The sequence below is a fragment of the Bdellovibrio sp. HCB117 genome (genome assembly GCF_047305915.1).
Classification (GTDB): domain Bacteria; phylum Bdellovibrionota; class Bdellovibrionia; order Bdellovibrionales; family Bdellovibrionaceae; genus Bdellovibrio; species Bdellovibrio bacteriovorus_B.
Window position 1 is genome coordinate 845548 of sequence record NZ_CP178622.1, and the last position, 24785, is coordinate 870332.

A 24785-nucleotide genomic window follows, 5' to 3' on the forward strand; every position below is an offset into this window, starting at 1 on the left:
CCGTGACAAAAGCTTCTCTTTTCGCTTAGATAGAGCGGCAATTTGGGTCCTATTTTAAGGGGTATTTCATGTCTAAAAAGACCACTGTGAAAGCTGGCAGTAAGTCTGCGGCTAAGAAGTCTGTGAAGACTTCGGCTAAGACGGCTGTGAAGGCTTCTAAGAAAGCTTCGGCCAAAGCGGATAACTTTGGTGGGTTGTCGGAAGATCTTTTACTTCGTATTCATGATTTGATGGTGAAATCGCGCGTTCTTGAAGAGCGTTTGATTAAGATCTACAAAGCCGGTGAAGCTTATTTCTGGATTGGTGGACCTGGTGAGGAAGCTTTTGGTGTTCCGCTCGGGTTGTTGGCTCGTAAGGGGCAAGGGCCTGCTTATGATTGGTTCCACTTGCACTACCGTTGTACTCCGACGATGGTGGCTTTGGGGATGAACATGGTGGATTCGATTCGTTTGATTATGAATCGTGCGACGGATCCTTCAACAGGCGGTCGTAACTTTGCCAATCACTATTGCTTCCCTCAGTGGAACGTGGCTCCTGTGACTTCTCCTATCGAAGTTCAGTATCCTTTGGCTTGTGGTACGGCTCATGTGCAAAAGCGCTTTGGTAAAAAAGCTCTTTCGATTGTGACTGGTGGTGATGCGGGTACGGCGGAAGGTGATTTTGCTTCGGCCTTGATCTTGGCTTCTCGTAAGGGACAAGAGCTTCCGGTTCTTATCACTGTTCAAAATAATAAATTCGGTATTTCGACTCCGTTTGAAGGTCAGCACGGTGAAACGCACATCGCGGATCGCGCGAAGGCTTTCAATATCCGTGCTCGTGTGATCAACGGGAATGATCCGGTTGAGACATACTTGGCCATGCAAGAAGAGATGGAATACATCCGTAAAACAGGGAAGCCTTCGTTTATCGAAGCTCACGTCAGTCGTTTGTACGGCCACTCTTCGGCCGATGGTGCTAATAAGAAAGCTCACTTGATCGATCCCGTTTTTACTTTTGAAAATCGCCTGATCGACGCTGGAATCTTGACTGAAAAAGCCGCGAAGAAAATCTGGGAAATCTATGAAGCAGAGGGTGTTGCGGCTCAAGAGCAAGCTCGTACCGAGCCTGTGCCGACACCAGAATCTGTTTGGGAACATGTTTACGTTGATAGCGAAAATGCAGACTGGAGAAAATTCTAATGGCAAGCGTAGCACAAGCTATCAGAATGGCCCTTCACTACGGTGAAACAAATTTGGGCGTAAAAGATATTTTCGGACAAGACGTGGGCGCTCCACTAGGTGGTGTATTCACGGCGACTCAAGGTCTTAAGACGGCGTGGAATTCTCCGCTTGATGAGCGTGGTATCATCGGTATGGCGATGGGTATTGCGATGGGTGGCGACAAGTGTGTGGCTGAAATCCAATTCGCAGACTACATCTTTAACACGATCGACCTCTTAAAAATTGCCGGAAACACTTTGTGGTGTACGAACGGTCAAGTTCAGTTGCCAATGGTTGTGATGACTCCGGTAGGTGCGGGGATCTTTGGATCTGTGTATCACTCTCACTCATTTGATGCGTGGGCGTCTCGTCTTCCAGGCTGGAAAATCGTGATGCCTTCAAATCCTTTGGACGCTTACGGCTTGATGCTCGCGGCGATCAAAGATCCAAATCCTGTGTTGTATCTTAAATCAAAAGCTTTGATGCGCCATAAGGGTGACGAATTGATCCCTGGTGAGCCTTCAGACGAAAAAGAATTAAAAGCGATGATTGATAAGCCGGTGCAAAACGCCGAAGGCTGGAAACCTCGCTGGCCGGATTTGGAAGAGTACATCGTTCCAATCGGCAAGGGTAAAATCACTCATGCAGGTGAGCACATCACCGTTGTTACTTACAGCCGCATGGTTCATCTTTGTGATGAAGTGGCTCACAAACTTGCGGGCGAAGGTATCTCTGTTGAAGTGATTGATCTTCGTTCGATCTATCCTTATGACTGGCAGATGATTAAATCTTCTATCGAAAAAACGGGTCGCGTTCTTTTCGTGAACGAAGATACTGAAGTGACAAACTTCGGTGAGCACTTGGCTTACCGTGCAACTCAAGAGCTGTTCTATCAATTGATGGCGCGTCCTCGTGTTCTTGCGGGTAAAAACTTGCCAGGTATTGGTTTGCATCCAAATCTAGAAAAGAATTCCGTTCCTCAGTTGCATGATATTGAAACGGCAATTCGCGAAGTTGTGGCGGAAGTACCTTAATGGCAAAAATGGATCTGGCTCATAAGAAAAAAGTTCGCCGTCGTGTGAACAAAAAAAGTTCGAAGGTTCATTTCGATAAATACGAACTTTATCGTAAGGCTGTTCAATCCGCTGAAAACGATGTGGTTTTTATCCGCGATACTTATAAAGAGTTGAAAGGGAAGAACCCACGCACATTCCGTGAAGATTTCTGCGGAACTTTCGCGCTTTCGACAGAGTGGATTAAACTCAACCCTCGTCACGAATCAGTCGGGATTGATCTTGATCCAGAACCGATGGCTTACGGACGCCAGAACTATCTTGTTAAACTTCGTCCGGAACAACAACGTCGTATGAAGTTGATCGAAGGCAATGTTCTTGATCCGAACTTGCCGAAGGCAGACATTATCGCTGCAATGAACTTTTCTTACTTCTGCTTTAAGCAGCGTGAAGTGATCAAAAAGTATTTTGTGAATGCTTTAAAGTCTTTGAATAAAGACGGCATGTTCTTAGTGGATATTTTCGGTGGCAGTCAGTGTTACGATGCTATTGAAGACACCATCAAGCATGAAGGTTTCACTTATTACTGGGATCAAACGAACTTCGATCCGGTGACGAATGAAGCTCTTTTCCATATTCACTTCCGTGTGGGTGGAAAAAAGATCGAACAAGTTTTCACTTATGACTGGAGAATTTGGACCATCCCTGAAATCCGCGACATTATGATGGAGGCGGGCTTCAGAAAGACGCATGTCTATTGGGAAGGAACCGCGAAAGACGGCTCCGGAGACGGAAACTTCACTCGTGTTGATCACGGGGAAGCTTGTCAAAGTTGGATTGCCTACGTCGTAGGTGAAAAATAGGAAAGGCGGGGAGACCCGCTTTTTTTTGGTCTTTTCTTTGCTCTTTTCAAAATCGTGACATTCAAATGCTCTAAAACTTATCTGAAGTCCTTAAGGGACGCAGGCTGGCGCTTGCTGTCTACTTTTTAGTCGGCTTATCCGGTTAAGGCTTCTCGTAAGTTAAGAGTAAGAATGTTCGCGATTTTAGAAAGGACGTCGTATGAAAATAGTTGCAGGATTGGTGTTATCATTAAGCTTGGTTTCGCAAATCGCTTTAGCGAAAGTGCTGGTAATTTCGGATATCGACGACACCATCAAAGTCAGCAATGTTTTAAATAAGAAACGTGCGGCGACTTCTTTCTTCGATGATGACAGTCGCTTTGCCGGTATGACCGATCTTTATCAGGAATTGAAAAAGACATACGGTCGCAATATTGAATTCCATTACGTCAGTTTAGCTCCAAGAATTCTTATGGCCGATAAGCACGAAGAGTTTTTGGAAGAAAATGACTTTCCACTCACAAAGCTGCACACAAATCCGGGTATCGCTCAAGACCCTGAGTTAAAACAAAAAGTGATTCGCGAATTATTGGCGAAGAAGCGCCCTGAACTTGTAATTTACTTCGGCGACAACGGCCAATTCGACGCTACGGTGTATGACCAAATGGTGAAAGAGCACCCGCATATTCCGGCGGTTCAGTATATTCGTGAAGCCTATTCAAGACTTGCAGATTCTAAGTATCCGACGATGGAAGGCCAAATCGGTTTTGTGACTTCCGTAGAATTAGCAATTGATCTGATTCAAAGAGAAATTCTTCCTGTCAGATCCTACAACCGCATCGAAAAAGTCGTCTACAAACGCCTCAAGCGCGACGACGGTTCTGAAAACTACGGCCACATGGTTTTCCCAAGCTGGCAAGACTGCCGCGACTTCAAATGGCAATGGGATGTAACAGGCACAACCGATAAACTAGAAGTCATTAAAGCCGCCATCGCCGGCCGCTGCTCGCAAGAATAATTATTTCTTCGGAGTTTTTATGAAAAGAACTATAGCGCTCAATCTCATTTTAGCCTCTTCACTCGCAGTGAGTGCATGTTCATTTCAAAAGAACCCGAACAAACTTCCACCGGCCACTCCAGAGCCAGTGAAAGTCGGGATGACGAAGGACGAAGTTCGAGAGCAAGTGACCCTAATGGAAGGCACTTCATTTCCCGACAAGTTACTTGGTGCAATCAAACTCAAAGATGAAGATTTGCTTTTCAAATTAGTTAGAGAAGTTGATCAAAAAGAAGTTAATCAATACGCACTAACAGGTGAGACGGCCTTAGAGATTGCTATTACTCATGGTTGGGAAGAAGTTATCATCGCTCTGTTGTCTAAAGGAGCCTCGCCTTATAAGCCGCATAAGAAGGGTAGTTATACACCTATACAAATGCTTCAGGTGCCAGGGCGGTCACTCAATGAAGCAACCGGAATCATTACTGCTAATGAGGCAAAGTACGTTGAGCAAGCCAAATCATCTATGAACCTTGGTCCCGCGTACTTAATCAATTTTTATTCTGAGACTAGATTCCCTCTTCTCAAAGTGCTTAGTGATGGTTCTAGAACTATTGATTTCATTTACGAAAGCGGAACAGACATTGCCAAAAATGATATAAATCTTCCTTCTAAGTGTGACTTGTATGTGGAGTTTTTCGAGGCACTAGAACGTCTCGAAGGTCCTGTGAATCTTGAACCTGAAAGACTTCTCAAGTTAGCTGCCGATACGAAGAGTGTGAAGTTGTTAACTTATATTTTATCCAAAAAGAATTTATCCAACGTCGAGATTTTAGAGAAGGTGAAAAGAGATAGCGTAGATTGGAAAGTTCAAGTCGCTGAAATTCTTTCTCTTACAAAAGAAGAACAAGACTTGGTCCAAGAAGAAATGATTAAGGTTATGGAGACAATCACACCTCAAACCTTACGGAATGATCTAAGTAAGTGTGAGTCAGTAGTATCCCTCAAAGCGAATTTCCCGCAAGCTTTTATGGCATTGGTTAATAAATTAGGTGCTGACGTTGTAGATGCAAAAGTAGCTGACTGTTTACCTGGAGGCAAGCAGCCTGGTTGGCAGAAGCTTTACGAAGACATTTTAGAGGGAAATTCGGTCGGATACTGCGAATAAAAAAAGCCCTTTCGGGCTTTTTTTAGTTGATACCTTTTCCTGAAGTTGCAGGTCTTGGTGGAGGAGGCATTCGTCCGCCGCCGTTGCCGCCAAATGGAGGCGGCTGGGTTGTTGAAGCGGGGCGAAGTCCCATGCCTCTGTGAGCACAGAAATCCAGTCCGCGATCTAAAGAACCTCTTTGAATGTCGCAAGAATCAGCGATAACTCCACACATTTTATAAGTTTCCTGATCTGACATTTGTTTTCTGAAGTAGCGTTCGCGGATGTCAGACAAACATCTTTTTAGACCTTTGCCTTCGTCACCAGATCGTACGAATTCAACGGATTTGTTTTTCTTATCACCGGCTATTGTATAGTCCGGCTCCAGTGCTTGATTGAGCTTTTCTTTAAACAGGGAGCGTTTTTCATCTAGGGTCAGGTTCTCCATGTGACCTTCGAATAGATAATCAAGGCTTGCCTTCGGTCCTTTGTCACTACCGAAAAGACCGTTGTTAGATTTGAAACCTAACTTCTTGGCCAACTTATCGTAAGTGTCGTCAGAAGGAATTTTGTCTCCGGTGAGGAACATCGAGAACTCTTTCCAGTCCTGCGCCGTCATGTCGTGCATGTTCTTAGAACGGCTTCCCATCTCTGGAACTGTAAACTCATTACACACGCCGTACACTTGGATTCTTTTGATAACTTCTTTCACAAAGACTTCATGGGCATCAGTATCGCGAACGATGCCGCGACCACCTTGCGGAGTCAGTTTGTTTTCGCGAACCATCAGACCAAGAAGGGCGACCCAACGATGAGAAGGATTGAGTTCAATCCCTTGATCAGCATAGTACTTCGTGATGCCACAAGTGACGCACTCTAAAGAGCTCAATTTCAAAGAAGTGTTTGTTACGCAGCTAAATTCATCATACTCCGCAAGCGCGCTTGCGGAAGACAAGCAGAGGGCTGCCGTTGTAAGGACTGATAGAAGCCTTTTCATTCGGATTCTCCTGGTAGGTAAACCAGTCCTTTTTATCGGCTAAAAATCGGATTTCTTGAAGAGCGGACTTAGGGCTAGGCCGATCTCAGTGAGTTTGGGTTCAGGGAAGACCGGGCCGCGGTGGATGACGCATAAAACGTGGCTGATGTTTGCGCCGATGGAGCGTAAATCCGCTGTGGATAGAACCACTTGGCCGCCTGTGGTGACGACATCTTCAATCACGCAGACGTTTTTACCTTTGACGTCTAAGCCTTCAGCAAACTGGCAGGTGCCGTATTCTTTGGCTTCTTTGCGAACGAAAACGCATGGCAAGCCCGTTTCTAAAGATAAAGCTGTTGCGATCGGGATGCCGCCCATTTCAAGTCCCGCTAAAACTTCTGTTCCGGGGGGAATCATTGGAGCCATGTGTTTTGCAATTTCACGAAGCAAAGCGGGTTGTGCCTCAAAACGATACTTATCAAAGTACTCGTTTGAAACTTGCCCTGAACGAAGTTTGAATTCTCCGGTCAAGTGCGCAACGTCGTAGATCTTTTTAGCGAGTTCTTGCTTAGTCATGATGGCTCCTGCGGTTTTAGGCCATCATATTGGCTACTTCATGCTTTCTTCAAGCCACTTCTTATAGGATTCATTGATTCCTAGGACGGGGAGAGTCATCACACAGGGAACTTCATAGGGATGTAGCTCCATGACTCTTTTGGTGACTCTTTCCTGTGCGTCAGATCTTTTCAAGGTTTTTAAGATCAGGATATACTCGGAGCTTGTCTCGATTTTTCCTTCCCACCAATACATCGATTCCATTCCCGGAATGACGTTCGCGCAGCCCACGAGTTTTTCTTCCAATAAAGACTGAGCGATTTTTTGCGCCGTGATTTTGTCAGGGCAAGGGACATAAAGAAGGATCATGATTAACTCCGACGGAGTTTTTGTTTACGAAGTTGCCATTGTTCTAAAGCAAACTTACGCATGTCTTCGACGTTATCCAGTTCGTCGACAATTTCAACTCCCAGAAGAGTTTCCACCGCGTCTTCAAGACTGACAAGACCCGCAACAATCCCGTATTCATCGACAGCTAAAGCGACGTGCTCCTTTTCTTTAATGAAGAAATCCAGCACCTGGGAAACTGTCATGCGTTCAGGGATGCTAGAAATCGGAGTCACCATTTCGCCAATTTTTTTGTCGTGTTGATCGTTCGACAAGGCTTCATGAATTTTATAGCGATAAGTCATTCCGGTGATGTTATCAAGGCTTCCCGCATAGACGGGGATACGAGAAAAGCGAATGGGGCGGTATTTTGTAAATACTTCTTCAACTGTCAGATCTTTTTCAAGAGCGAAAAACACAGATCGCGGAGTCATGATATCGGAAACGTAAATCTTATCGAGCATCAAAAGATTCTTAATGATGTTCGACTCTTTACCTTTCAAGGTTCCTTCTTCAACGCCGATCTCTGCCGTCATCAGAATTTCTTCGCGTGTGACTTCGGGATCTTCGGAAGACTTTTGAAATAGTTTACCCAAGTATTCAGACATAAGAACCAGAGGGTAAAGCAGAATGATCATCAGCTGAATCGTGTAAGCAGAAAAAGGCAGAAGAGCTTTCCAATGAGCCGCACCGATGGATTTAGGAATGATCTCTGAAAGAACCAAGATCAAGAAGGTCAATACAAACGACGCAATCGTCACTGCGTGTTCGCCATACTGAACTTGGATCTGATAGGCGATGGCCGCAGAACCCAATGTATGAGAAACCGTATTCAAAGTCAGAATGGCTGAAATAGGGCGGTCTAGATTTTCTTTAAGATGCTCAAGCAGTTTCGCGCTTCGTCTGTTTTCTTTTACTAAAACGCCGATGTACGCAGAGGTCGAAGTCAAAAGAACGGCCTCGAGCATGGAACATAGAAATGAAATACCAATGGTGGTGAAGAATAAAACGATGATCAATGTCATAGATGAGAGTCGTCTGAGATGATTAAGATAAAGGGCATACGCCTACAATGGTTCATGAGGTTTAAGTGTAACACAGGTGCTGAGGAGCCTGTCTATAACGCAACTTGCAACCCAGTCCTGTTTGCACCCCAAAGGACGCGCTTTTGCGTCAGCGCAATTTTATAAGCTCTCTTTTGACGACACAGCAGAGTCTACATAGACTTTAGTCATAGAAAAGGAGTTCGAATGAAAGGCTTAGCATCAGCATTGGCCCTTGTAGGCATTTTTGCAGCAGCGTCATCCTTTGCTGCGATCAAAACAGAAACAGTGGAATACAAAGACGGAAAAACCGCATTAGAGGGGCACGTTGCTTACAATGATGATGTAAAAACCGCGCGTCCCGCAGTCTTGATTGTTCATCAATGGATGGGCTTAACAGACTACGAAAAAATGCGCGCTCAACAATTGGCTGAAAAAGGCTACGTAGCATTTGCCATCGATATTTACGGAAAAGACATTCGCCCGACAAACCCTGAAGAAGCGGGTAAAACGGCAGGCCAGTACCGCGGCGGTGATATGAAAATGTACCGTCAAAGAATCAAAGCGGCATTGGATCACATCACGAAAGATAAAAAAGTAGATGCCAAAAACATCGTGATCATTGGCTATTGCTTTGGTGGAACTGGTGCTTTAGAGGCGGCTCGCGCAGGCTTCCCAGTCAAGGGCGCCGTCAGTTTTCATGGGGGCTTAAAAACAGCAAAACCTCAGGATACTAAAAGTATCAAACCAAAGCTCTTAGTTCTCCATGGAGCCATTGATCCCAATGTTCCTCGTGCTGAAGTCGAAGCTTTCATGGATGAAATGAATAAGGCTAAAGCAGATTATCAGTTCATCGCGTACTCCGGAGCTGTACACGCTTTCACCCAAAAAGACGCGGGAAATGATATCTCGAAGGGAGTGGCTTATAACGAAGCTGCGGACCGCAGATCGTGGCAGGCCTTCATGGATTTCATGAATGAAGTCAGCCCTGTGACTAAATAGTCGACACACGTGAAATTTTTCAAATGGAAGGCTTCTGCCCCTGGCGGAGGCCTTTTTTTGTGGTAAAGACTCCTTTCGATATCAAAAGGGGTTATTCATGAAATCAGTATTATTCGTAGCACTTATTGCTCTGTCATTCACAGCTCACTCTGCTGTAGCTACTGCATCTCAGGCGGAAGACGTTGTTTCCGCAAAAAAAGGAAAAGGTAAATCTGAACCAGCTCCTAAAGACCGCGATGAACGTGATGGCGGCGGTGAAGAAGTGGATCCTCGTCAAGAAACTTACGAAGGTAACGATCGCAGTGAAGGCGGCGGTTACTTCGATGGTGGTGGTTATAATGACGGCGGCGGAATGATCGGAGAGATCTTCACAGTTCCTTCTGGCAAAACATATCCTGTAACTACAAATGTGAAAAAAGAAGATCGCGGTGACGTGATCGTTTACACGACGACAGTTCAGGAAGACATCAGTGCTTCTGAAACTTGCACGACAATCGTAACGACTGTGGTTGATAAGGTGACAGGTAAAGCGATTTCTTCTGATAGCAACGAGTTCTGCAATCGCTGGCCTTTATAATATCTAATTTCAAGATTATTGAAGTAAAAAGGCTGACGTTATGTCAGCCTTTTTTATTTGGAGCATTCATTTTTTAAGAAGCTTCAGACTCTTTTTCTTTTCTCCGACTCTGGCGTTCTTCTACAAAATCCATCACTAGTAAAGCGACAGCACTTTCGAGAGCACCACTTTTTCCTTGGCTACTCGAAGGTTTTTCACCAAAGCCCATAGCTTTAAGCCATGTTTGCCGACGAAGGCTGTAAATTAAAACGGCCGCTGAGATCAACGTCATTCCCAAGTAGATCCACATGCCTGTTGAAAAATAAAAAGCTTCGTCACTGTCAAACTGACCAGCGATTCGAGAAATCAACAATGAAAGCCCTACGCAGAAAAGCGCCAGTGCTCCAATGCACGAAGTAACGATTAAACCCAGCGATCTTAAATGCAAAACAAGTTGCTGAGTCAAAGCAACCCCAGGCTCCTTAAAAAGATTCTTCGCACTGCCCATGAAAAATGAAAGAAGAGGTAAGAGAAGCTTCATCATACTAATCGTCCTTCCTTCTATAAATCATACGCGCAATAACGAACCCGGCCAAAACAGCCATGCCCACCGAAGCCCACGGATTTTCTTTTACAAAAGCCGTCGCAACGTCCTTGGCTTCTTTGGCTTGCTTCTTTTGTTCGTCAGGAATTTTGTCTTCCAAAGACTTTTTGTAGTGCTGCAATTCTTCTTGCAGTTGCTTTTTAATTTCCGCAATCAATTCACTGCGATCCATGCTGCCGTCCTAGGTTGATAAATATTTCTCTGTTTCGGCAGAATGAGCTCTCAGTTTTAGCTCGAAGGCGGACTCCAGGTCTATGGTCTGGAGCTTTCGATTAGAATTTGGATTTAGAGATCGCTTCTAAGATAGCTTTTCCCGTGGCGGTGCGCTTAAGACTAGGACGATAGACTACGCACAAGGAGTCCTTAAAGCTTGCCACGTGATCGTGGGCTTCCTCGATAGAAGAGAAGTTCGACATAATCACGCGTTTAGGAAGAATCGCATGCCCCGCACCTGCTTGCAGAAGAGTCGCGATGACTTCTAAATTTGAAGATGCAATCTTACGGGCGTAGCGAATGCCTTTTTTTTGAAGACGTTCCAGAATGGTTTGAGCCTGAAAAAGATTGGCATCATAAATCAATGTGTCCTGAATCGGAGCACCCTTCTTTTTCCAAACCGTCACTTCATCTGCGCAGATCTCTTTGATAACCAGATCAGGATGCCTTTCAGGATTTACGACAAGACCGATATCGACGAAACTATCACGAACCATTTGTAAAATATTTCGCGAAAGATCATGCATTAATTGTACGTTGAGTTGCGGATGATCTTTCAATAATGTCGGTAAAAAAACGGGCAGTGTATAGCGGCCTACGGAAGGGTGTACACCCAAACGCACAGTGCCTTTGACCGTTTGATCTAAAGATCCGGCTTCACGCACCATCTCGTCCCACAGCTCCAGCATTTGATCTGAGTACTGATAGATTTGAAGGCCCGTCGGAGTCAACGTCACACCTTTTTTTGACCGTTCAAAGAGAGTGACTCCTAACATGTCCTCGAGCTTACGCATAGCTACGGTCAGTGTCGGTTGACTGACATGGAGCTCTTGAGCCGCGCGAGACATATTTCCCGTTCTAGCGATAGTCTTAAAGTATTTAAGAACGTCAATATCCATAGTTAAAATTAATCACAGTTATAGATAATCATCAATTTTAATTATCATAGTTTATAGTAAATATAGCCCCGTGCTTTGCACATAACACCAAACGGGGGATATATGAAACTAGTTAAGATCGTTTTAGGGCTTGGGTTCCTTTTGACCGTGAGCTTCAATGCCAACGCGAACACCACAGAGACAGTTATTTCCGAAAAGACATTCCGCTTGCCAGTGGATATTTCAACGGCCCAAGTGCGTAAGACCAATGCGGGCTACGGCGAACTTTATTTGGTCAAAGTTCTAATTCCGGGACTAGCGGCCGTGACAGTTCTGAATCATCGCAACGTCGGCGAAAATGCCCCTTGCATGGCTACTTACGAAACAACAAGTATCGAAGACGTCATTCAGAATAATCCGGCAACAGAACATTACGACATCACGGTAACCCAAACTAAACTTGCTTACCCGGATTGGGAAAACACAAAATGTATAGTTCATTTGCAAGAAAAGGTATCTGCGAAGATCCGCGGTTATAACTTTGTGCATTCAGCCAGCACACCACTTCAAGAACGTCATATTGACGATTGTAAATAAACATGTCGGCGGGCTTTGATAAGAAGCTCGCCAAGGCTGTGCTTTTGAACCTCTACCTAGGTCTGGTATTGCCTCAAACCTTTGTCGTAAGACAAGCAAACTGCAAAACTGAGAAAAGTCTTAATACTCATTACCAAGAGGGGAACGTAATGAAGTTTTTGAATCATCTTGTTTTAGCAGTACTTATTCTGACAACGGGCACTTCATGGGCCGTTGACGACGTTCAATCAAAAATCGTAGGCGGAGTCGAAGCCACTCCCGGTGAATTTCCATTCATCGTATCTTTGCAGGGTTCAACAGGCCACTTTTGCGGCGGATCGTTGATTCGCAAAAACTGGGTGCTGACGGCTGCTCACTGTGTAAAAGGTTCTACCGTAAGAAGTGTAGCCATCGGATTGCACGACCAAAAACAAATCTCTAAAGCCGAAGTGATTAAAACAAAGCGCGTGATTCCGCATCCACAATACGATGATAACAATGCCGACTTCGACTACGCCTTGATCGAGCTGCAAAAAGATTCTACGTATGAGCCCATCGCGATCAACACAACCGAAATCGAAGTTCCTGAAACGGCTGATGGCGAAATCGTAGCGACAGTAGCAGGGTGGGGCGCAACGAGAGAGAACTCTTACAGCTTGCCATCACGTCTGCAAAAAGTAGATGTGCCTTTAGTACCGCACGAACTTTGCAATAAGAACTACAAAAACAACATCACAAGCCGCATGCTTTGCGCAGGTTATGCACGTGGTGGAAAAGACTCATGCCAAGGCGATAGCGGAGGCCCCTTGATCGCAAGAGGCGGCATGATGGGACAAAGTGTTCTTATCGGAGTCGTCAGCTGGGGTGAAGGCTGCGCTCGAGCAAACCTTCCAGGCGTTTACGCGAAAGTCAGCGAAGCAACAACATGGATTGAGCAAACAGCTCGCTAAAAAATAAAAAGGGAAAGGATCAAACCTTTCCCTTTTTTCTTTTCAAATTAAGAAACAAAAAATCAAATCATTCGACGAGTTACAAGAACGGCCACAAAAGCCGAAAGCAATCCCAACAAGGGACTAGCAATCAAATAACTAAGACTCAAAAAAGCCTTCCCTTTAAAAAGTAAATCCAAAGACTGAACCGAATAAGCCGAAAAAGTAGTGAACCCACCACAAAAGCCAACCATCAATCCCGTCAACAAAGCTTGCGACATGATCCCACGCTCCCCCAGAGCATAAATAACACCCGCAACAAAACATCCCAGAATATTGATTGTAAAAGTGCTTAGAGGAAATCCCGCCGAAGAAGGCGCAATCAAACGATCAACTCCATAGCGACTCAAAACTCCCAGGACACCAAAAGAAATAACAAAAAGAATTTGCATGTCCCTATGAAAGCAAAACCAAAACCTTAATGTCAAAACATACAAAAAGGACATTCCTAAATAATGGAATGAATCAATCACCACACATCGCGTGTCGGTAAAAAACAGAATCTGTTCCGCTAGACAAACACAGGCTGAATTTACAGAAGTAATTCCAAAAAATTGAACTCAAAACACTCAACACCAGGGACTTTTATTTTGCCTACCCGGACTTCGTCGAGATTGGAAGAGGGTTTAAGGGTTAACACGTAGAGCGGCCTTCGGCGGGGCCTGGACGGCCCGAACCAACGGCAAAGCCGTTGGCGCCGACTGAGCCACGAAGGCGTGCCGCACGAAGTGCTAACCCTTAAACCCTCTTTCAATCTCGCAACGACAGCCCGAAAAAGGCAAAAAAAAGCCCCGTGTCTCCACGGGGCTTTGTGATTCAAAAAAGAACCAAGAATTACTTCTGCTCAGCTGCGCGCTTCGCTTGGTATTTCTTAACAAGTTCCTCTTGGATATTACGAGGTACAGCAGCGTACTTCGCGAATTCCATAGAGAACTCACCTTTACCTTTAGTCGCAGAACGAAGATCCGTAGAGTAACCGAACATTTCTGTTAGTGGTACTTCGGCTTCGATCACACAGTTACCTTCGAAAGCTGTAGTAGCTACGATAGTACCGCGGCGTTGGTTGATTTGACCAACAGCTGCACCTTGGTATTCGTCTGGAACTGTTGTCTCAAGCTTCATGATAGGCTCAAGAACAGTTGGTTTTGCTTGAGGGTACACTTCACGAAGAGCCGCCATACCAGCGATTTTGAACGCCATGTATGAAGAGTCGACGTCATGGTAGGCACCGTCATCCAAGTGAACTTCAACACCCACGATTGGGAAGCCGATAAGAGGACCTTTAACAGTTTGCTCTTTGAAACCTTCTTCAACAGCTGGGATGAATTCTTTAGGGATACGACCACCGACAACGTTGTTAACGAATTTAAACGTTGAACCGTCTTCTTGTGGTGCAAGTGGAAGGATTTTACCCACACACTTCGCGTATTGACCCGAACCACCCGTTTGTTTTTTGTGAGTGTAATCGTAAGCAGCCTCTTGAGAGATTGTCTCACGGTAAGCAACCTGTGGTTGACCCACGATCACTTCACAGTTGAACTCACGTTTCATACGTTCGATGTAGATCTCTAAGTGCAACTCACCCATACCAGAGATGATAGTCTCGTTGGATTCCTCGTCACGGTGAACGCGGAAAGTAGGGTCTTCCTTACGGAATTTTTGCAACGCTTTAGAGAAGTTATTAGCACCGGCTTTGTCTTTTGGAGCAACAGCCAAGCTGATAACTGAATCAGGAACGTGCATTGATTGCATAGAAGCTTCAATTTTGTCGTCACAGAAAGTGTCACCAGACGCACAGTCGATACCGAACAATGCAACGATGTCACCAGCGTAAGCTGTGTCGATGTCTTCCATTTTATCAGAGTGCATACGAACCAAACGAGGAATCTTAACAGATTTCTTGTTAGATTGGTTGATGATGAAATCACCTTTGCCCATTTTACCTTGGTAAATGCGCATGTAAGTCAACTGACCAAATGGAGTTTCTTGAAGTTTGAACGCCAAAGAAACCAATGGTTTTGTGCTGTCTGGGAATAGGTCAAACTTTTCTTCGTTCTTAGTAAGATCAAGAGCTTGCTCTTTTTTCTCAGCAGGAGAAGGAAGGTAGTAAGTAACCGCGTCCATCAAACGTTGAACACCTTTGTTCTTAAACGCTGAACCGCAAAGAACTGGAACGAACTTCAAGCTGATAGTTCCTTTACGGATAGCCGCACGGATTTCTTCAGTTGTTGGTTCTTCTTCCATCAAGAATTTTTCTTCGATAGCAGAGTCAACGTCAGCCAATTTACCGATCATGATTTGACGGTATTTTTTAGCTGTTTCAACTAGGTCTGCAGGGATGTCCTGAACAGAAACGGTTTCACCGTTTTCACCTTCGTTGATGTAAGCTTTCATGTCAGTCAAATCAACGTGACCACGATGTTGATCTTCCAAACCGATTGGGATTTGGATCATAACTGCGTTCAAACGCAATTTTTCGATCAAAGCATCAGTAACACGGTAAGGGTTCGCACCTTGGCGGTCCAATTTGTTAACAAAAGCCAAACGAGGTACGTTGTAACGTTTCATCTGACGGTCAACAGTGATGGATTGAGATTGAACGCCGGCAACACCGCAAAGAAGCAAGATCGCACCGTCAAGAACGCGAAGAGAACGTTCAACTTCAACTGTGAAGTCCACGTGCCCCGGTGTATCGATCAAGTTAATTGTATAATCCTTCCACTGAACCTGAGTCGCAGCAGATTGGATTGTGATACCTTTTTCTCTCTCTAGATCCATGGAGTCCATTGTTGCACCAACGCCGTCTTTTCCACGAACTTCGTGGATAGCGTGGATTCTTCCTCCATAGAACAAAATACGCTCAGAAGTCGTCGTCTTACCCGAGTCGATGTGAGCCGAGATACCGATGTTTCTGACCATATCAATATTCCACTTTTTGGACATATCTTTACCCTTCGTATTTGGTCGTTAAGTGATTTATCCAAACTCCGTTTCGGAGTCGATTTTAGCCACTGATTTTGTTAACTTTTATGAAAGTATTCGAAGTACCATCAATTACAAATAAGTGCAAAAGAAGATTCTACGCCACCCTTACGACGCAATGCCACAAAATTCTTTTGGCAGGGGGTAAAACCTTCTCCTAAAAGCCCCCTATGATAACCTCAAAACATGACCGATTTAAAAAGCCTTTTGAAAACCGCCTTCCCCTTTGATTCATTCCGGGGCGAGCAAGAGCACATCCTGCAAAAAGTCTGGGCAAACGAAGACTTACTCGCATTAATGCCCACGGGAATGGGAAAAAGTCTCTGCTTTCAGTTCCCGGCAAAACTCCGCGAAGGCCTGGTGGTGGTCATTTCCCCGTTGATCGCCCTGATGCAGGATCAGGTTTTTAAGGCCGAAAAATTCGGAATTCCGGCGACCTTTTTAAGCTCCACTTTGGGGAAAGATGAAAGGGAGGCGCGTCAGGCGCGATTGGGCAAAGGGGATTACAAGCTTCTTTACGTGACCCCGGAACGATTTCGCAAACCCGAATTTTTAAAGGCTATTGAGGGTCGCAAGATCCAATTGCTGGCAGTGGATGAAGCGCACTGTATTTCTCAGTGGGGGCATGACTTCCGGCCCGATTACTCTCGCGTGGGAGAGTTTCGTAAAATTCTGGGAAATCCTCCCACCTTGGCGCTGACGGCAACGGCCACACCCGAGGTTCAAAAAGACATTCTGTCTAAACTTTTTATTCCCGAGGCACCGATTATTTCAGCGGGAATTGAAAGGCCGAATTTAAGTCTAAATGTTCATGATATCTACGGCATCGATGAAAAGATCCGCGGCATCGTGGGACTTCGTCATCAAAATCCCGGAGCAGCCATTATCTATTGTTCGCTGATCCAGACCTTGAAAAAGGTGTCTTCGGCATTACACCGAATGAACATTCCGCACCTGGTTTATCACGGCGACCTTTCACCTCAAGATCGCAAGCGCAATCAAACTCGTTTTATCAGTGAAGAAAATCCTTTGATGATTGCAACGCCAGCGTTCGGTTTGGGAATTGACAAAGAAAATGTCAGACTTCTGGTGCACATGGAAACTCCAAGTGCTTTAGAGTCCTATTTTCAAGAGGTGGGGCGTGCAGGCAGAGATGGCAAAGAGGCCTCTTGCCATTTGCTCTATGACCAGGATGATGTCACCATTCAGATGGAGTTCTTGAAGTGGTCTCATCCAGAGCCGGATTTCATTCGCAAAATCTATCAGTTGATCGAAGAAAAGCGCATGCAGGTCGATCAAGGTGGTTTTGATTTTCTGCGCGAGCAGATGAATTTCCGAAACCGTCGCGACTTCCGCTCTGAAGCAGCAGTGAGTATTCTGGAGCGCTGGGGATGTTTGGAAAAATCGGACGATCCATTTCCATACATTTGTGTGCACGCGCCCACGGATGAGCAGTTTCAGACGGAAAATGGCGTGGAGATTTTGAAAGCACAGAATACAAAGCTTTTGAAAATGGTGCAGTGGGCGTCGCAGGATTCCACGTGCCGCATGAATCTGATTTACGCTTACTTCGGACATATCCACGATGAGCCTTGCGGAAAGTGTGACGTCTGCAAAGCGTCAGTTGAAAACCAAAGATGAGATTTGGAGGAGTGATGGGACGTTTGATTTTTGGAATTATAATTTTTATTTCTTTGAACTCACTTGCTGCGAAATTGCCCCTCGAAAAATTGAAAATGCCGAAGGGTTTTAAGGTGTCGGTGTGGGCCACGGTTCCTGGAGCTCGCTCGTTGGCGCAGACTGAAGATGGTCGTGTCTTTGTCGGTTCGCGCACCGGTGACAAAGTCTATGTCGTGCAAAATGGAAAAACTTCCGTTGTCGCAGAAGGCTTGGATTCTCCCAATGGAGTGGCCTATCGCGATGGTAAACTCTATGTCGCAGAAATCAGCAAGATCTCTGAATACGATGTCTCAAAGCCTATCACGAAGCCGTTGAAGCCTCTTCGTACTTTGGCGCAAAAGTTTCCTAGCGACACTCATCATGGCTGGAAGTTCATTCGTTTTGGTCCCGATGGAAAGCTGTATGTTCCTGTCGGTGCGAACTGCAATATCTGTGATCCGCAAAAGGATTACGCACGTATTTATCGCATCGACGTGAATGGAGATAGCAAAGAGGAAGTCGCACAAGGAGTTCGTAACACCGTCGGATTTGATTTTCATCCCACGACAAAAGAACTTTGGTTTACCGACAACGGCCGTGACTGGATGGGAGATGACCGTCCGCCTTGCGAGGTCAATCGTTTGACGAAAGTGGGTGAAAACTTTGGTTTTCCTTTCTGTCATGGAAAAGACACTTTAGATCCTGAATTTGGTAAGGGTAAAAAATGTGCAGACTATATGGCGCCCGTTGTTGAGTTGCGTGCTCACGTCGCTCCTTTGGGGATGCGCTTTTACACGGGGAAGATGTTTCCCGCAGAATATCAGAACAGCATTCTGTTGGCTGAACACGGATCATGGAACCGCTCGACTCCGCAGGGCTATCGTTTGACGTTTGTGAAGTTAGATGGTTCTAAGGCGCAAAAAACAGAGACCTTTGCTGATGGCTGGTTGCAAGGGGATTCCGCGTGGGGACGCCCGGTCGATATTGAAGTTTTAAAAGACGGTTCGATCTTGGTTTCTGACGACAAAGCGGGTGTGATTTATCAAATCACTTATCAAGGAAATTAATTTTTCATGCACATGCGTTCTTCCGTAGAGTTTCCAGATCCCCGTGACACCCTGGCAGAAGGAATCATCGCTGTCGGCGGGCGGCTTGATGTTGGCACTTTGTTTGCCGCATATTCACGCGGGATTTTTCCTTGGCCTCAACCGGGACTACCGATGCTTTGGTTCTCTCCTGAAAAGCGCGGCGTTTTAGAGTTTAAAGATTTCAAAGTCCCCGAGAGTTTGCGCCGTTTTCGTCGCAAAAATCCGCAGATTCAAATTTCGGTGAATACCGCCTTTCACCAGGTGATTGAAGAGTGTTCCAAGCAGCCTCGCCCAGGACAAGAGGGAACCTGGATCACTCCCGCCATGCGCCGAGCTTACTTGGATTTTTATAAAGAGGGTTTCTGTCTTTGTGTTGAAGTGCGCGAAGACAACATTATGATCGGCGGCATTTATGGTGTTCTCGTTCAAGGTGTGTTCAGCGGCGAAAGTATGTTCTATAAAAAACCAAATGCCTCGAAGATCGCGTTGTGGGCCTTGATTGAGCTGCTTGAAGGGCAAGGTCACAAATGGATTGATGTACAGATGGTTACGCCTGTCGTAGAAAGTATGGGAGGTAAGTATGTGGATCGTGAGACCTATTTGGAAATGTTAGAAGAACGCCATCGGGAACTCGGACTTGCCTAGCGACCTGACGACCTTCAGACCTCGCGTCTCATTCTGAGACGTGTGAACCGTTAATTGTTCCTTGATTAAAATCTCGACATCTTGAAAGCCTCCCAAAGCAGGTTTTTAGCGGCACACCCGTTGCAAAAGTACTCACGAGTGTATGAAAGATACGGCGGGAGGTTCTGAAATGTCGAAAAAATGGATTACTAAAGGTTTGATGGCTTTAGGTATGCTGACTCAAGAGGTGGCGATGGCCCAGTCATCTTCAAGCACTCAAAGACCTCCTCAATTCGTTTTATTGGCATTTGATGGTTCTTATAACAACGATGTATGGCAGTATTCTCGTGATTTCACGAAGCTTAAGAAAAGCCACGGCGTCGACAGTCGTTTTACTTACTTTATCAATCCGGTTTACTTCTTAACACCAGACTCTAAAGGCAATTATCAACCTCCGGGAAGTCGTCTTGAATCTCGCAATGGTCAGACGGTGGCCGTGAAAAATCGTGGATCTGCGATTGGCTGGGGTGATGACAATGCCGACGTATCTATACGCATTGATCATATGAACGATGCGTATCTTGAAGGGCACGAAATTGGTTCGCATGCGGTGGGACACTTTGATGCGGGATACGCACAATGCAGTATGAATAAGCTGACACGCAAATGTGATCGCGATGAAAATAACAAAATTATTTGGAAATGGGATCTGCGTTGGTCTGAAGCGGACTGGAGATCTGAGTTCGAGCAATTTTATACCATTTTAGATAACGTGTTCAGATTTAACGGTCTTCGCCCCACGGCGAAACAATCGCGTGGCCTTTTATTCCGCGATGAAATCAAAGGCTTTCGAGCTCCTGTTCTGGGGATCAGTGATGGTCTGTGGCCGAATCTTCCTAAGTACGGTATTCAATATGACACTTCCAAAACGAATTATGAAAACTATTGGCCTCAACGCAATGAATACGGCACTTGGAACTTCCCGTTGGCGGAAATCTTAGAGCCAGGTGGCGCTCGCCGCTGGATCTCGATGGATTACAACTTCTGTGTGCGTGATTCTGCTCGCGTTTTGACGGAAGAGCCAGAAACGATGAGTCTTATGAAACGCGATGCCAATGGCCAACAAGTCAAAGCCAACAAAGCTCGTGATTGCTTGAATATGGTTTCGGCTAAACAAAAAGCCAAAGCAAAAGCGAATATGATGAATCTTTACCGCGCTTACTTTGATCGCAACTACTACGGAAATCGTGCGCCGATTCACATTGGTCATCATTTTTCGCAGTGGATGGGTGGCGCTTACTTTGAGACTTTCTTTGAGTTCGCAAATGAAGTCTGCGGTAAGCCTGAAGTGAAATGTGTGACTTATGCAGAGCTTATGAATTTCATGAACAATAAATCTTCATCTGAAATTGAAGCTTATAAAAAAGGAAACTTTGCTAAACTTCCTCGTCCTAAATCAGTCACTTTGGCTCGCCACTGGGATTTGGATGTGGATATGAAGGCGGATGAAAACGTGATGAAGTTCGCTCTTTCGGGTCGCGATGCTTCACGCCGTGGACTGACACAATTAGTGACGGTCAATGGAACGGTGGTTTCTGAAGGTTTAGAAACGAAACTTTCAGAAGTTCGCCGAATCACGCCTGCGGGTGAAACCGCTGATGTTCGTATGGCAATCTTTGACTTTAACGGCAAAGAAGTCGCGACAGCGACTTACAAAGTGATGAATGTGGGAACTGAAGACGAAGTGGTCAGCGAAGATAATATTGAAGAGCGTTGGACACAGGGGCACTTGCCTGAAGCTCACCAAGGCGAGATGGATTTTACAAGAGGACACTAATGCGCAATTGGGCGAAGGCCTTTTTAGGAATCATTTTTATTCAGATGGCAGGGTGCGGGTTTGATGCCGCACCCACATCTCTTTTAGACTCTGGGAAAGCGTCTCGGGCGCATGTAATTTATGGTGCTGATTCCATCAAAGATGTTTCGTTGGAAACTAAAAATTCCGACACCAGCGTGGCTTTGATGACGAAGGCTATGGCTGCAAGCCTTTTAAAACACGATAAAGTTCAGACAGTCCAAGATGTTTTTGGATTTTTGGGATTAACTTGGGTTGAGCAACCCTCATTGGCTTTTTGCTCAGGCGTTTTGGTGGCTCCGGATCTGGTTTTGACCGCAGGCCACTGTGTTCAACGCATAAAATGTGAAAACATCGCGCTGGTATTTAATTACCAAAAAGAATCTCTGGATCTTGCTGCGATGGTGGAATGCAAAGAAGTGATTGCTAAGAAAGACTCTTTAGAAATCGGTTTGGATTACGCACTTATTCGCCTTAATAAAAAAGTGGAGTCTTCCGTTGCGAAGCTTTCAAAAAAACAGGTGAAGGGCGACGATAAAATTTATTCCTTGGGTTATCCCTTGGGAAGTCTTAAGAAATATGCGGAAGGCACCGTTCGCGAGCTTTGGAGCGATCCGACTTTGATAATTTCCAACTTGGATGTTTTTGAAGGGAACTCTGGTTCACCTGTGTTCAATGCTGAAACGCACGAGCTTATCGGTCTTCTTTCATCCGGAGAACGTGATTTTGAAACAGATAGCAATGACCCTTCCCAGGACAATCTTAAAATCTGTGAAGAAAAAGGCTGTACGGGCGAATTTATTGTTCCTATCGAAAAAATCCTAGCGGACCTGCCTAAATAGACGTACTTTAGGTCCATGCTTCTTATTAGTACCTATAAATTAGAAAAAGCTTTTGCCGGGAAAACCCTTTTTAAAAATGTCAGTCTGGGCATTGAAGAAGGGGAGCGTGTAGGACTTGTCGGACCTAACGGCGCTGGTAAATCGACTCTTTTGCGTATTCTTGCAGGAAAAATGGAAGCAGACTCAGGCGATGTGACGGCGAAAAAAGGTCTGCGCATGGGATTCCTTGAACAGACTCCGCTTTTTAAAGACGACGAAACAATTCTGGATGCCATCTTAAGCAAGTGTGCGGACTATCATGAATCTTTGGCGGATGGTTACGAATGGATGGCTCGTTTAGAGCTTTCTCAGTTTGGCGAAAACTTTTTGGTGAAGGATCTTTCTGGGGGATGGCGTAAACGCGTTGCCCTGGCTCGAGAGCTTGTCCTTGAACCTGAACTTTTGATGCTTGATGAACCGACGAATCACCTGGACGTCACAAGTATTCTTTGGTTGGAAGAATTTCTTTCGCGTGCGCCTTTTGCAACTTTGATCATCACGCATGATCGTTTGTTCCTACAAAGAGCGACGAATAAAATTTTCGATTTAGATCCGAAGAATCCCAACTATCTTTTGTCTGTAAAGGGCGGGTACCTAGAATATCTTGAAGCCAAAGATCAATTGCTTCAGGCCCAAGAGCAGCGAGAAGTTGTTCTTAAGAACACTCTCCGTCGCGAGACGGAATGGCTTCGTCGTGGGGCAAAAGCTCGTCAAACCAAACAAAAAGCACGCATCGAAAGAGCGGGCGATTTGAAAGAGGACGTTCAAGAGCTGGCTGCTAAAAATGCGGCACGCGTGGCAAAGATTGAATTCAAAGACGCTGAAAGAAATCCCCAGAAGCTCATGGAAGTCGATCACATTACGAAGGCCTACAATGGTCGTGTGCTCTTTAAAGATTTCTCTTACTTGGTAAATCCAAAAACACGCTTGGCTCTTTTAGGAGACAACGGTTCGGGTAAGTCGACGTTGATTCGCATCCTTTTAGGTGAAGAGCAGCCCGATACCGGACGGGTGGCTCGCGCCGACAAACTGAAAGTGGCGTACTTCGAGCAGAATCGTGAAACCTTGAAGCCGAAAGAGTCTGTTTTAAAAAATATCTGCCCTGAAGGTGATTACGTTCATTATCAAGGTCAGTACGTTTTTGCGCGCAGTTATTTGGAAAGATTCCTCTTCAATCGTCAGCAAATGGATCTTCCTGTAGAAAAACTTTCGGGCGGGGAGCAGAGCCGACTGCGTTTAGCGCAATTGATGTTGAATGAAGCCCAAGTTTTGATTCTGGATGAGCCGACGAATGATTTAGATGTCGGTACATTGACGGTGTTAGAAGACTCGCTGAAGGATTTTAACGGCGCTGTCATTTTAGTGACGCATGATCGTTACTTCATGGATCAGGTGGCTTCAACCATCCTTGCCTTTCATAAAAAGCCTGACGGAACGACCAGCTTAGAAAATTTCGCCGGTTATCTGCAATGGGAAGAGTGGTACGAGGAACAAAAAGAGCTGGAGGCTTTAGAACAAAAGAAAGCCAAAGCCGAAGCTGAAACTAAGGCGGCCGCGAAACCGGGAAAGCTGTCTTTCAAAGAAAAGTTCGAGCTTGAAAACATGGAGGCCACGATTCTGGGTTTGGAAGAAAAGCTCAGTGGGCTGCAAATTGAATCTGGGAAACCTGAAGTCGTCAGTCAAGCGTCGAAGGTTCAGGAGCTTTACGTTGAGATTTCAAAGGTTCAAGCTGAGCTGGAAAAGCTCTACGCTCGATGGGCAGAACTTGAAAAGAAAAGTGCCGGTGGATAAAAAAAGGGAGCTTCAAAGCTCCCTTTTTAATTTCTTATTTGATTTTGTTTAAGACAAATTCGCCTTCAAAACCGTTTACATTGGAAACCCAAGTTCCCTTATAAGTGTCGCCATCAAGGACACCGTCAATCGTCGCTTTATAAGGCGAAGAAGGGAACAAACGAGGAATGCCCGTCAATACCAGGCTAGGTGGAGTTGTTTCACCACGGTACAGGCCTGTGAGCGTCAATGTTGCCGTGTTTTTCGGATCGTCAGAGCGAGTCAGCTCGCCGATGATTTTCGGAACGATACCTTCTTTAACCACTTGCAAACGGATCTGGAATTGGAAAGCGGCTTTGCCATCCTTCACGTTGTTGCCAACATAAGTTCCCGCAAAAGATTCATACTGACGACGAAGTCTTTCATAGAACTCATTTTCCTCGGTGTTACCTGGAGCTGAAGATTGATTTGAAGCCAGTGTCAAATCAAGGACGCCGATTACGCCTGAAACAGATTTCACTTCGCCGACGATTTTTTGACCAACTACTTTTGCATTGATCGTGTGAACATCGTCGATACCAGGGCTTGCAGCTTCATTTCTCAGAATCAGTTCTGAAGTTTCCGGGATGAAACGAGCTTTCATGTTTACCAATTGCAGCTTGTTGCTGTTGAACTGGAATTTGCCACGCAAAACAATGCGGTAGCGTTCTTCACCGTTGGCATTTGTGCCGGACTCATCTTCCAAAGTGAAAAGACGAAGTTCAACGTCCTGCTGAGTTGCCGTTGTTGTTAGTTTGCCGGTATAGAAACCCGTCACACGGTTGTACGTGTTTAATTGCTTCTGTCTGTCGGACACTTCTGTGGCATTGTTGTTTGGATTGTCTTTGTTAAAAGCACAACCTACCACTCCTAGAAGCGCTGTTGCTAGGATCAGTTTTTTCAACATAAT

General features: G+C 45.3%; 25 protein-coding genes. 15 read left to right on the forward strand and 10 right to left on the reverse strand.

The annotated features are described in order from the left end of the window. The first annotated feature begins 68 nt into the window (after nt 1–68). The 5 genes from ACLWBD_RS04125 (at nt 69) to ACLWBD_RS04145 (ending at nt 5219) form a co-directional block, all read left to right on the forward strand. Entirely contained in the window at nt 69–1178 is a 1110-nt protein-coding gene (locus tag ACLWBD_RS04125; protein ID WP_413569641.1) for a thiamine pyrophosphate-dependent dehydrogenase E1 component subunit alpha, read from the forward strand. Further along, nucleotides 1178–2233, forward strand: coding sequence for an alpha-ketoacid dehydrogenase subunit beta (locus ACLWBD_RS04130; protein ID WP_063208752.1), 1056 nt, complete (start codon nt 1178–1180; stop codon nt 2231–2233). The genes ACLWBD_RS04125 and ACLWBD_RS04130 overlap by 1 nt, the downstream gene beginning before the upstream one ends. Beyond that, nucleotides 2233–3075 (forward strand): class I SAM-dependent methyltransferase, encoded by an 843-nt coding sequence (locus ACLWBD_RS04135; RefSeq protein WP_063208754.1) that lies wholly within the window; start codon nt 2233–2235, stop codon nt 3073–3075. The genes ACLWBD_RS04130 and ACLWBD_RS04135 overlap by 1 nt, the downstream gene beginning before the upstream one ends. 199 nt (nt 3076–3274) lie before the next feature. Continuing rightward, nucleotides 3275–4072 carry a phosphatase domain-containing protein gene (locus ACLWBD_RS04140; protein ID WP_413569642.1) on the forward strand — a complete coding sequence of 266 codons (798 nt, stop codon included), beginning with the start codon at nt 3275–3277 and terminating at the stop codon, nt 4070–4072. A 19-nt stretch (nt 4073–4091) separates the two neighbouring features. Then, nucleotides 4092–5219: a hypothetical protein gene (locus ACLWBD_RS04145; RefSeq protein WP_413569644.1), complete on the forward strand. Its 1128-nt coding sequence runs from the start codon at nt 4092–4094 to the stop codon at nt 5217–5219. A gap of 22 nt (nt 5220–5241) precedes the next feature. On the opposite strand, the gene ACLWBD_RS04150 is transcribed toward ACLWBD_RS04145, so the two are convergent. The 4 genes from ACLWBD_RS04150 to ACLWBD_RS04165 are packed head-to-tail and all read right to left on the reverse strand — an operon-like array spanning nt 5242 to nt 8141. Beyond that, on the reverse strand, nt 5242–6195 hold the full coding sequence (locus ACLWBD_RS04150) for a hypothetical protein (RefSeq protein ID WP_413569645.1): 954 nt from the start codon (nt 6193–6195) through the stop codon (nt 5242–5244). Between the two features lie 39 nt (nt 6196–6234). Beyond that, nucleotides 6235–6750 (reverse strand): orotate phosphoribosyltransferase, encoded by a 516-nt coding sequence (locus tag ACLWBD_RS04155; protein WP_063208763.1) that lies wholly within the window; start codon nt 6748–6750, stop codon nt 6235–6237. A 33-nt stretch (nt 6751–6783) separates the two neighbouring features. Then, complete coding sequence (gene cutA, locus ACLWBD_RS04160) at nt 6784–7098, reverse strand: divalent-cation tolerance protein CutA (protein WP_413569647.1); 315 nt, start codon at nt 7096–7098, stop codon at nt 6784–6786. Nucleotides 7099–7100: 2 nt separating this feature from the next. Further along, nucleotides 7101–8141 carry a CNNM domain-containing protein gene (locus ACLWBD_RS04165; protein WP_063243429.1) on the reverse strand — a complete coding sequence of 347 codons (1041 nt, stop codon included), beginning with the start codon at nt 8139–8141 and terminating at the stop codon, nt 7101–7103. Between the two features lie 225 nt (nt 8142–8366). On the opposite strand from ACLWBD_RS04165, the gene ACLWBD_RS04170 reads away from it, so the two are divergent. Together ACLWBD_RS04170 and ACLWBD_RS04175 are read left to right on the forward strand one after the other, a co-directional pair. Then, nucleotides 8367–9161 carry a dienelactone hydrolase family protein gene (locus ACLWBD_RS04170; RefSeq protein ID WP_413569649.1) on the forward strand — a complete coding sequence of 265 codons (795 nt, stop codon included), beginning with the start codon at nt 8367–8369 and terminating at the stop codon, nt 9159–9161. Nucleotides 9162–9258: 97 nt separating this feature from the next. Continuing rightward, complete coding sequence (locus ACLWBD_RS04175) at nt 9259–9738, forward strand: hypothetical protein (RefSeq protein WP_063208771.1); 480 nt, start codon at nt 9259–9261, stop codon at nt 9736–9738. A 73-nt stretch (nt 9739–9811) separates the two neighbouring features. Here ACLWBD_RS04175 and ACLWBD_RS04180 read toward each other — a convergent pair whose 3' ends face one another. The 3 genes from ACLWBD_RS04180 to ACLWBD_RS04190 all read right to left on the reverse strand — a co-directional run bounded on the left by ACLWBD_RS04180 (nt 9812) and on the right by ACLWBD_RS04190 (nt 11433). Continuing rightward, entirely contained in the window at nt 9812–10261 is a 450-nt protein-coding gene (locus ACLWBD_RS04180; RefSeq protein WP_253696877.1) for a hypothetical protein, read from the reverse strand. Between the two features lies 1 nt (nt 10262). Then, the gene (locus ACLWBD_RS04185; protein WP_063208773.1) at nt 10263–10493 is read right to left on the reverse strand and encodes a DUF883 family protein; all 231 of its coding nucleotides are present in this window, start codon (nt 10491–10493) and stop codon (nt 10263–10265) included. A gap of 100 nt (nt 10494–10593) precedes the next feature. Next, nucleotides 10594–11433 (reverse strand): LysR family transcriptional regulator, encoded by an 840-nt coding sequence (locus ACLWBD_RS04190; RefSeq protein WP_081112245.1) that lies wholly within the window; start codon nt 11431–11433, stop codon nt 10594–10596. A 102-nt stretch (nt 11434–11535) separates the two neighbouring features. On the opposite strand from ACLWBD_RS04190, the gene ACLWBD_RS04195 reads away from it, so the two are divergent. After that, entirely contained in the window at nt 11536–12009 is a 474-nt protein-coding gene (locus tag ACLWBD_RS04195) for a hypothetical protein (protein WP_413569653.1), read from the forward strand. A gap of 149 nt (nt 12010–12158) precedes the next feature. Then, on the forward strand, nt 12159–12938 hold the full coding sequence (locus tag ACLWBD_RS04200) for a S1 family serine peptidase (protein WP_063209568.1): 780 nt from the start codon (nt 12159–12161) through the stop codon (nt 12936–12938). Nucleotides 12939–13000: 62 nt separating this feature from the next. Here ACLWBD_RS04200 and ACLWBD_RS04205 read toward each other — a convergent pair whose 3' ends face one another. Both ACLWBD_RS04205 and fusA read right to left on the reverse strand, forming a co-directional pair. Then, complete coding sequence (locus ACLWBD_RS04205; RefSeq protein WP_063208780.1) at nt 13001–13369, reverse strand: fluoride efflux transporter FluC; 369 nt, start codon at nt 13367–13369, stop codon at nt 13001–13003. A 442-nt stretch (nt 13370–13811) separates the two neighbouring features. Further along, the gene (gene fusA / locus ACLWBD_RS04210; RefSeq protein ID WP_063208782.1) at nt 13812–15920 is read right to left on the reverse strand and encodes an elongation factor G; all 2109 of its coding nucleotides are present in this window, start codon (nt 15918–15920) and stop codon (nt 13812–13814) included. A gap of 225 nt (nt 15921–16145) precedes the next feature. On the opposite strand from fusA, the gene ACLWBD_RS04215 reads away from it, so the two are divergent. The 6 genes from ACLWBD_RS04215 (at nt 16146) to ACLWBD_RS04240 (ending at nt 23857) form a co-directional block, all read left to right on the forward strand. Next, entirely contained in the window at nt 16146–17600 is a 1455-nt protein-coding gene (locus ACLWBD_RS04215; protein WP_413569655.1) for a RecQ family ATP-dependent DNA helicase, read from the forward strand. Nucleotides 17601–17614: 14 nt separating this feature from the next. Further along, nucleotides 17615–18685: a PQQ-dependent sugar dehydrogenase gene (locus ACLWBD_RS04220; RefSeq protein WP_413569656.1), complete on the forward strand. Its 1071-nt coding sequence runs from the start codon at nt 17615–17617 to the stop codon at nt 18683–18685. Between the two features lie 6 nt (nt 18686–18691). Further along, nucleotides 18692–19351, forward strand: coding sequence for a leucyl/phenylalanyl-tRNA--protein transferase (aat, locus tag ACLWBD_RS04225; RefSeq protein ID WP_413569657.1), 660 nt, complete (start codon nt 18692–18694; stop codon nt 19349–19351). Nucleotides 19352–19520: 169 nt separating this feature from the next. After that, a complete protein-coding gene (locus ACLWBD_RS04230) occupies nt 19521–21167 on the forward strand; it encodes a hypothetical protein (protein ID WP_413569659.1) in 1647 nt (548 codons plus the stop codon). Further along, entirely contained in the window at nt 21167–22027 is an 861-nt protein-coding gene (locus ACLWBD_RS04235; protein ID WP_413569661.1) for a trypsin-like serine peptidase, read from the forward strand. The genes ACLWBD_RS04230 and ACLWBD_RS04235 overlap by 1 nt, the downstream gene beginning before the upstream one ends. A 15-nt stretch (nt 22028–22042) precedes the next feature. Further along, nucleotides 22043–23857, forward strand: a complete 1815-nt coding sequence (locus ACLWBD_RS04240; RefSeq protein ID WP_063208792.1) for an ABC-F family ATP-binding cassette domain-containing protein — start codon at nt 22043–22045, stop codon at nt 23855–23857. A gap of 34 nt (nt 23858–23891) precedes the next feature. Here ACLWBD_RS04240 and ACLWBD_RS04245 read toward each other — a convergent pair whose 3' ends face one another. Beyond that, a complete protein-coding gene (locus ACLWBD_RS04245) occupies nt 23892–24782 on the reverse strand; it encodes a hypothetical protein (RefSeq protein ID WP_063208794.1) in 891 nt (296 codons plus the stop codon). Nucleotides 24783–24785: the final 3 nt, after the last annotated feature.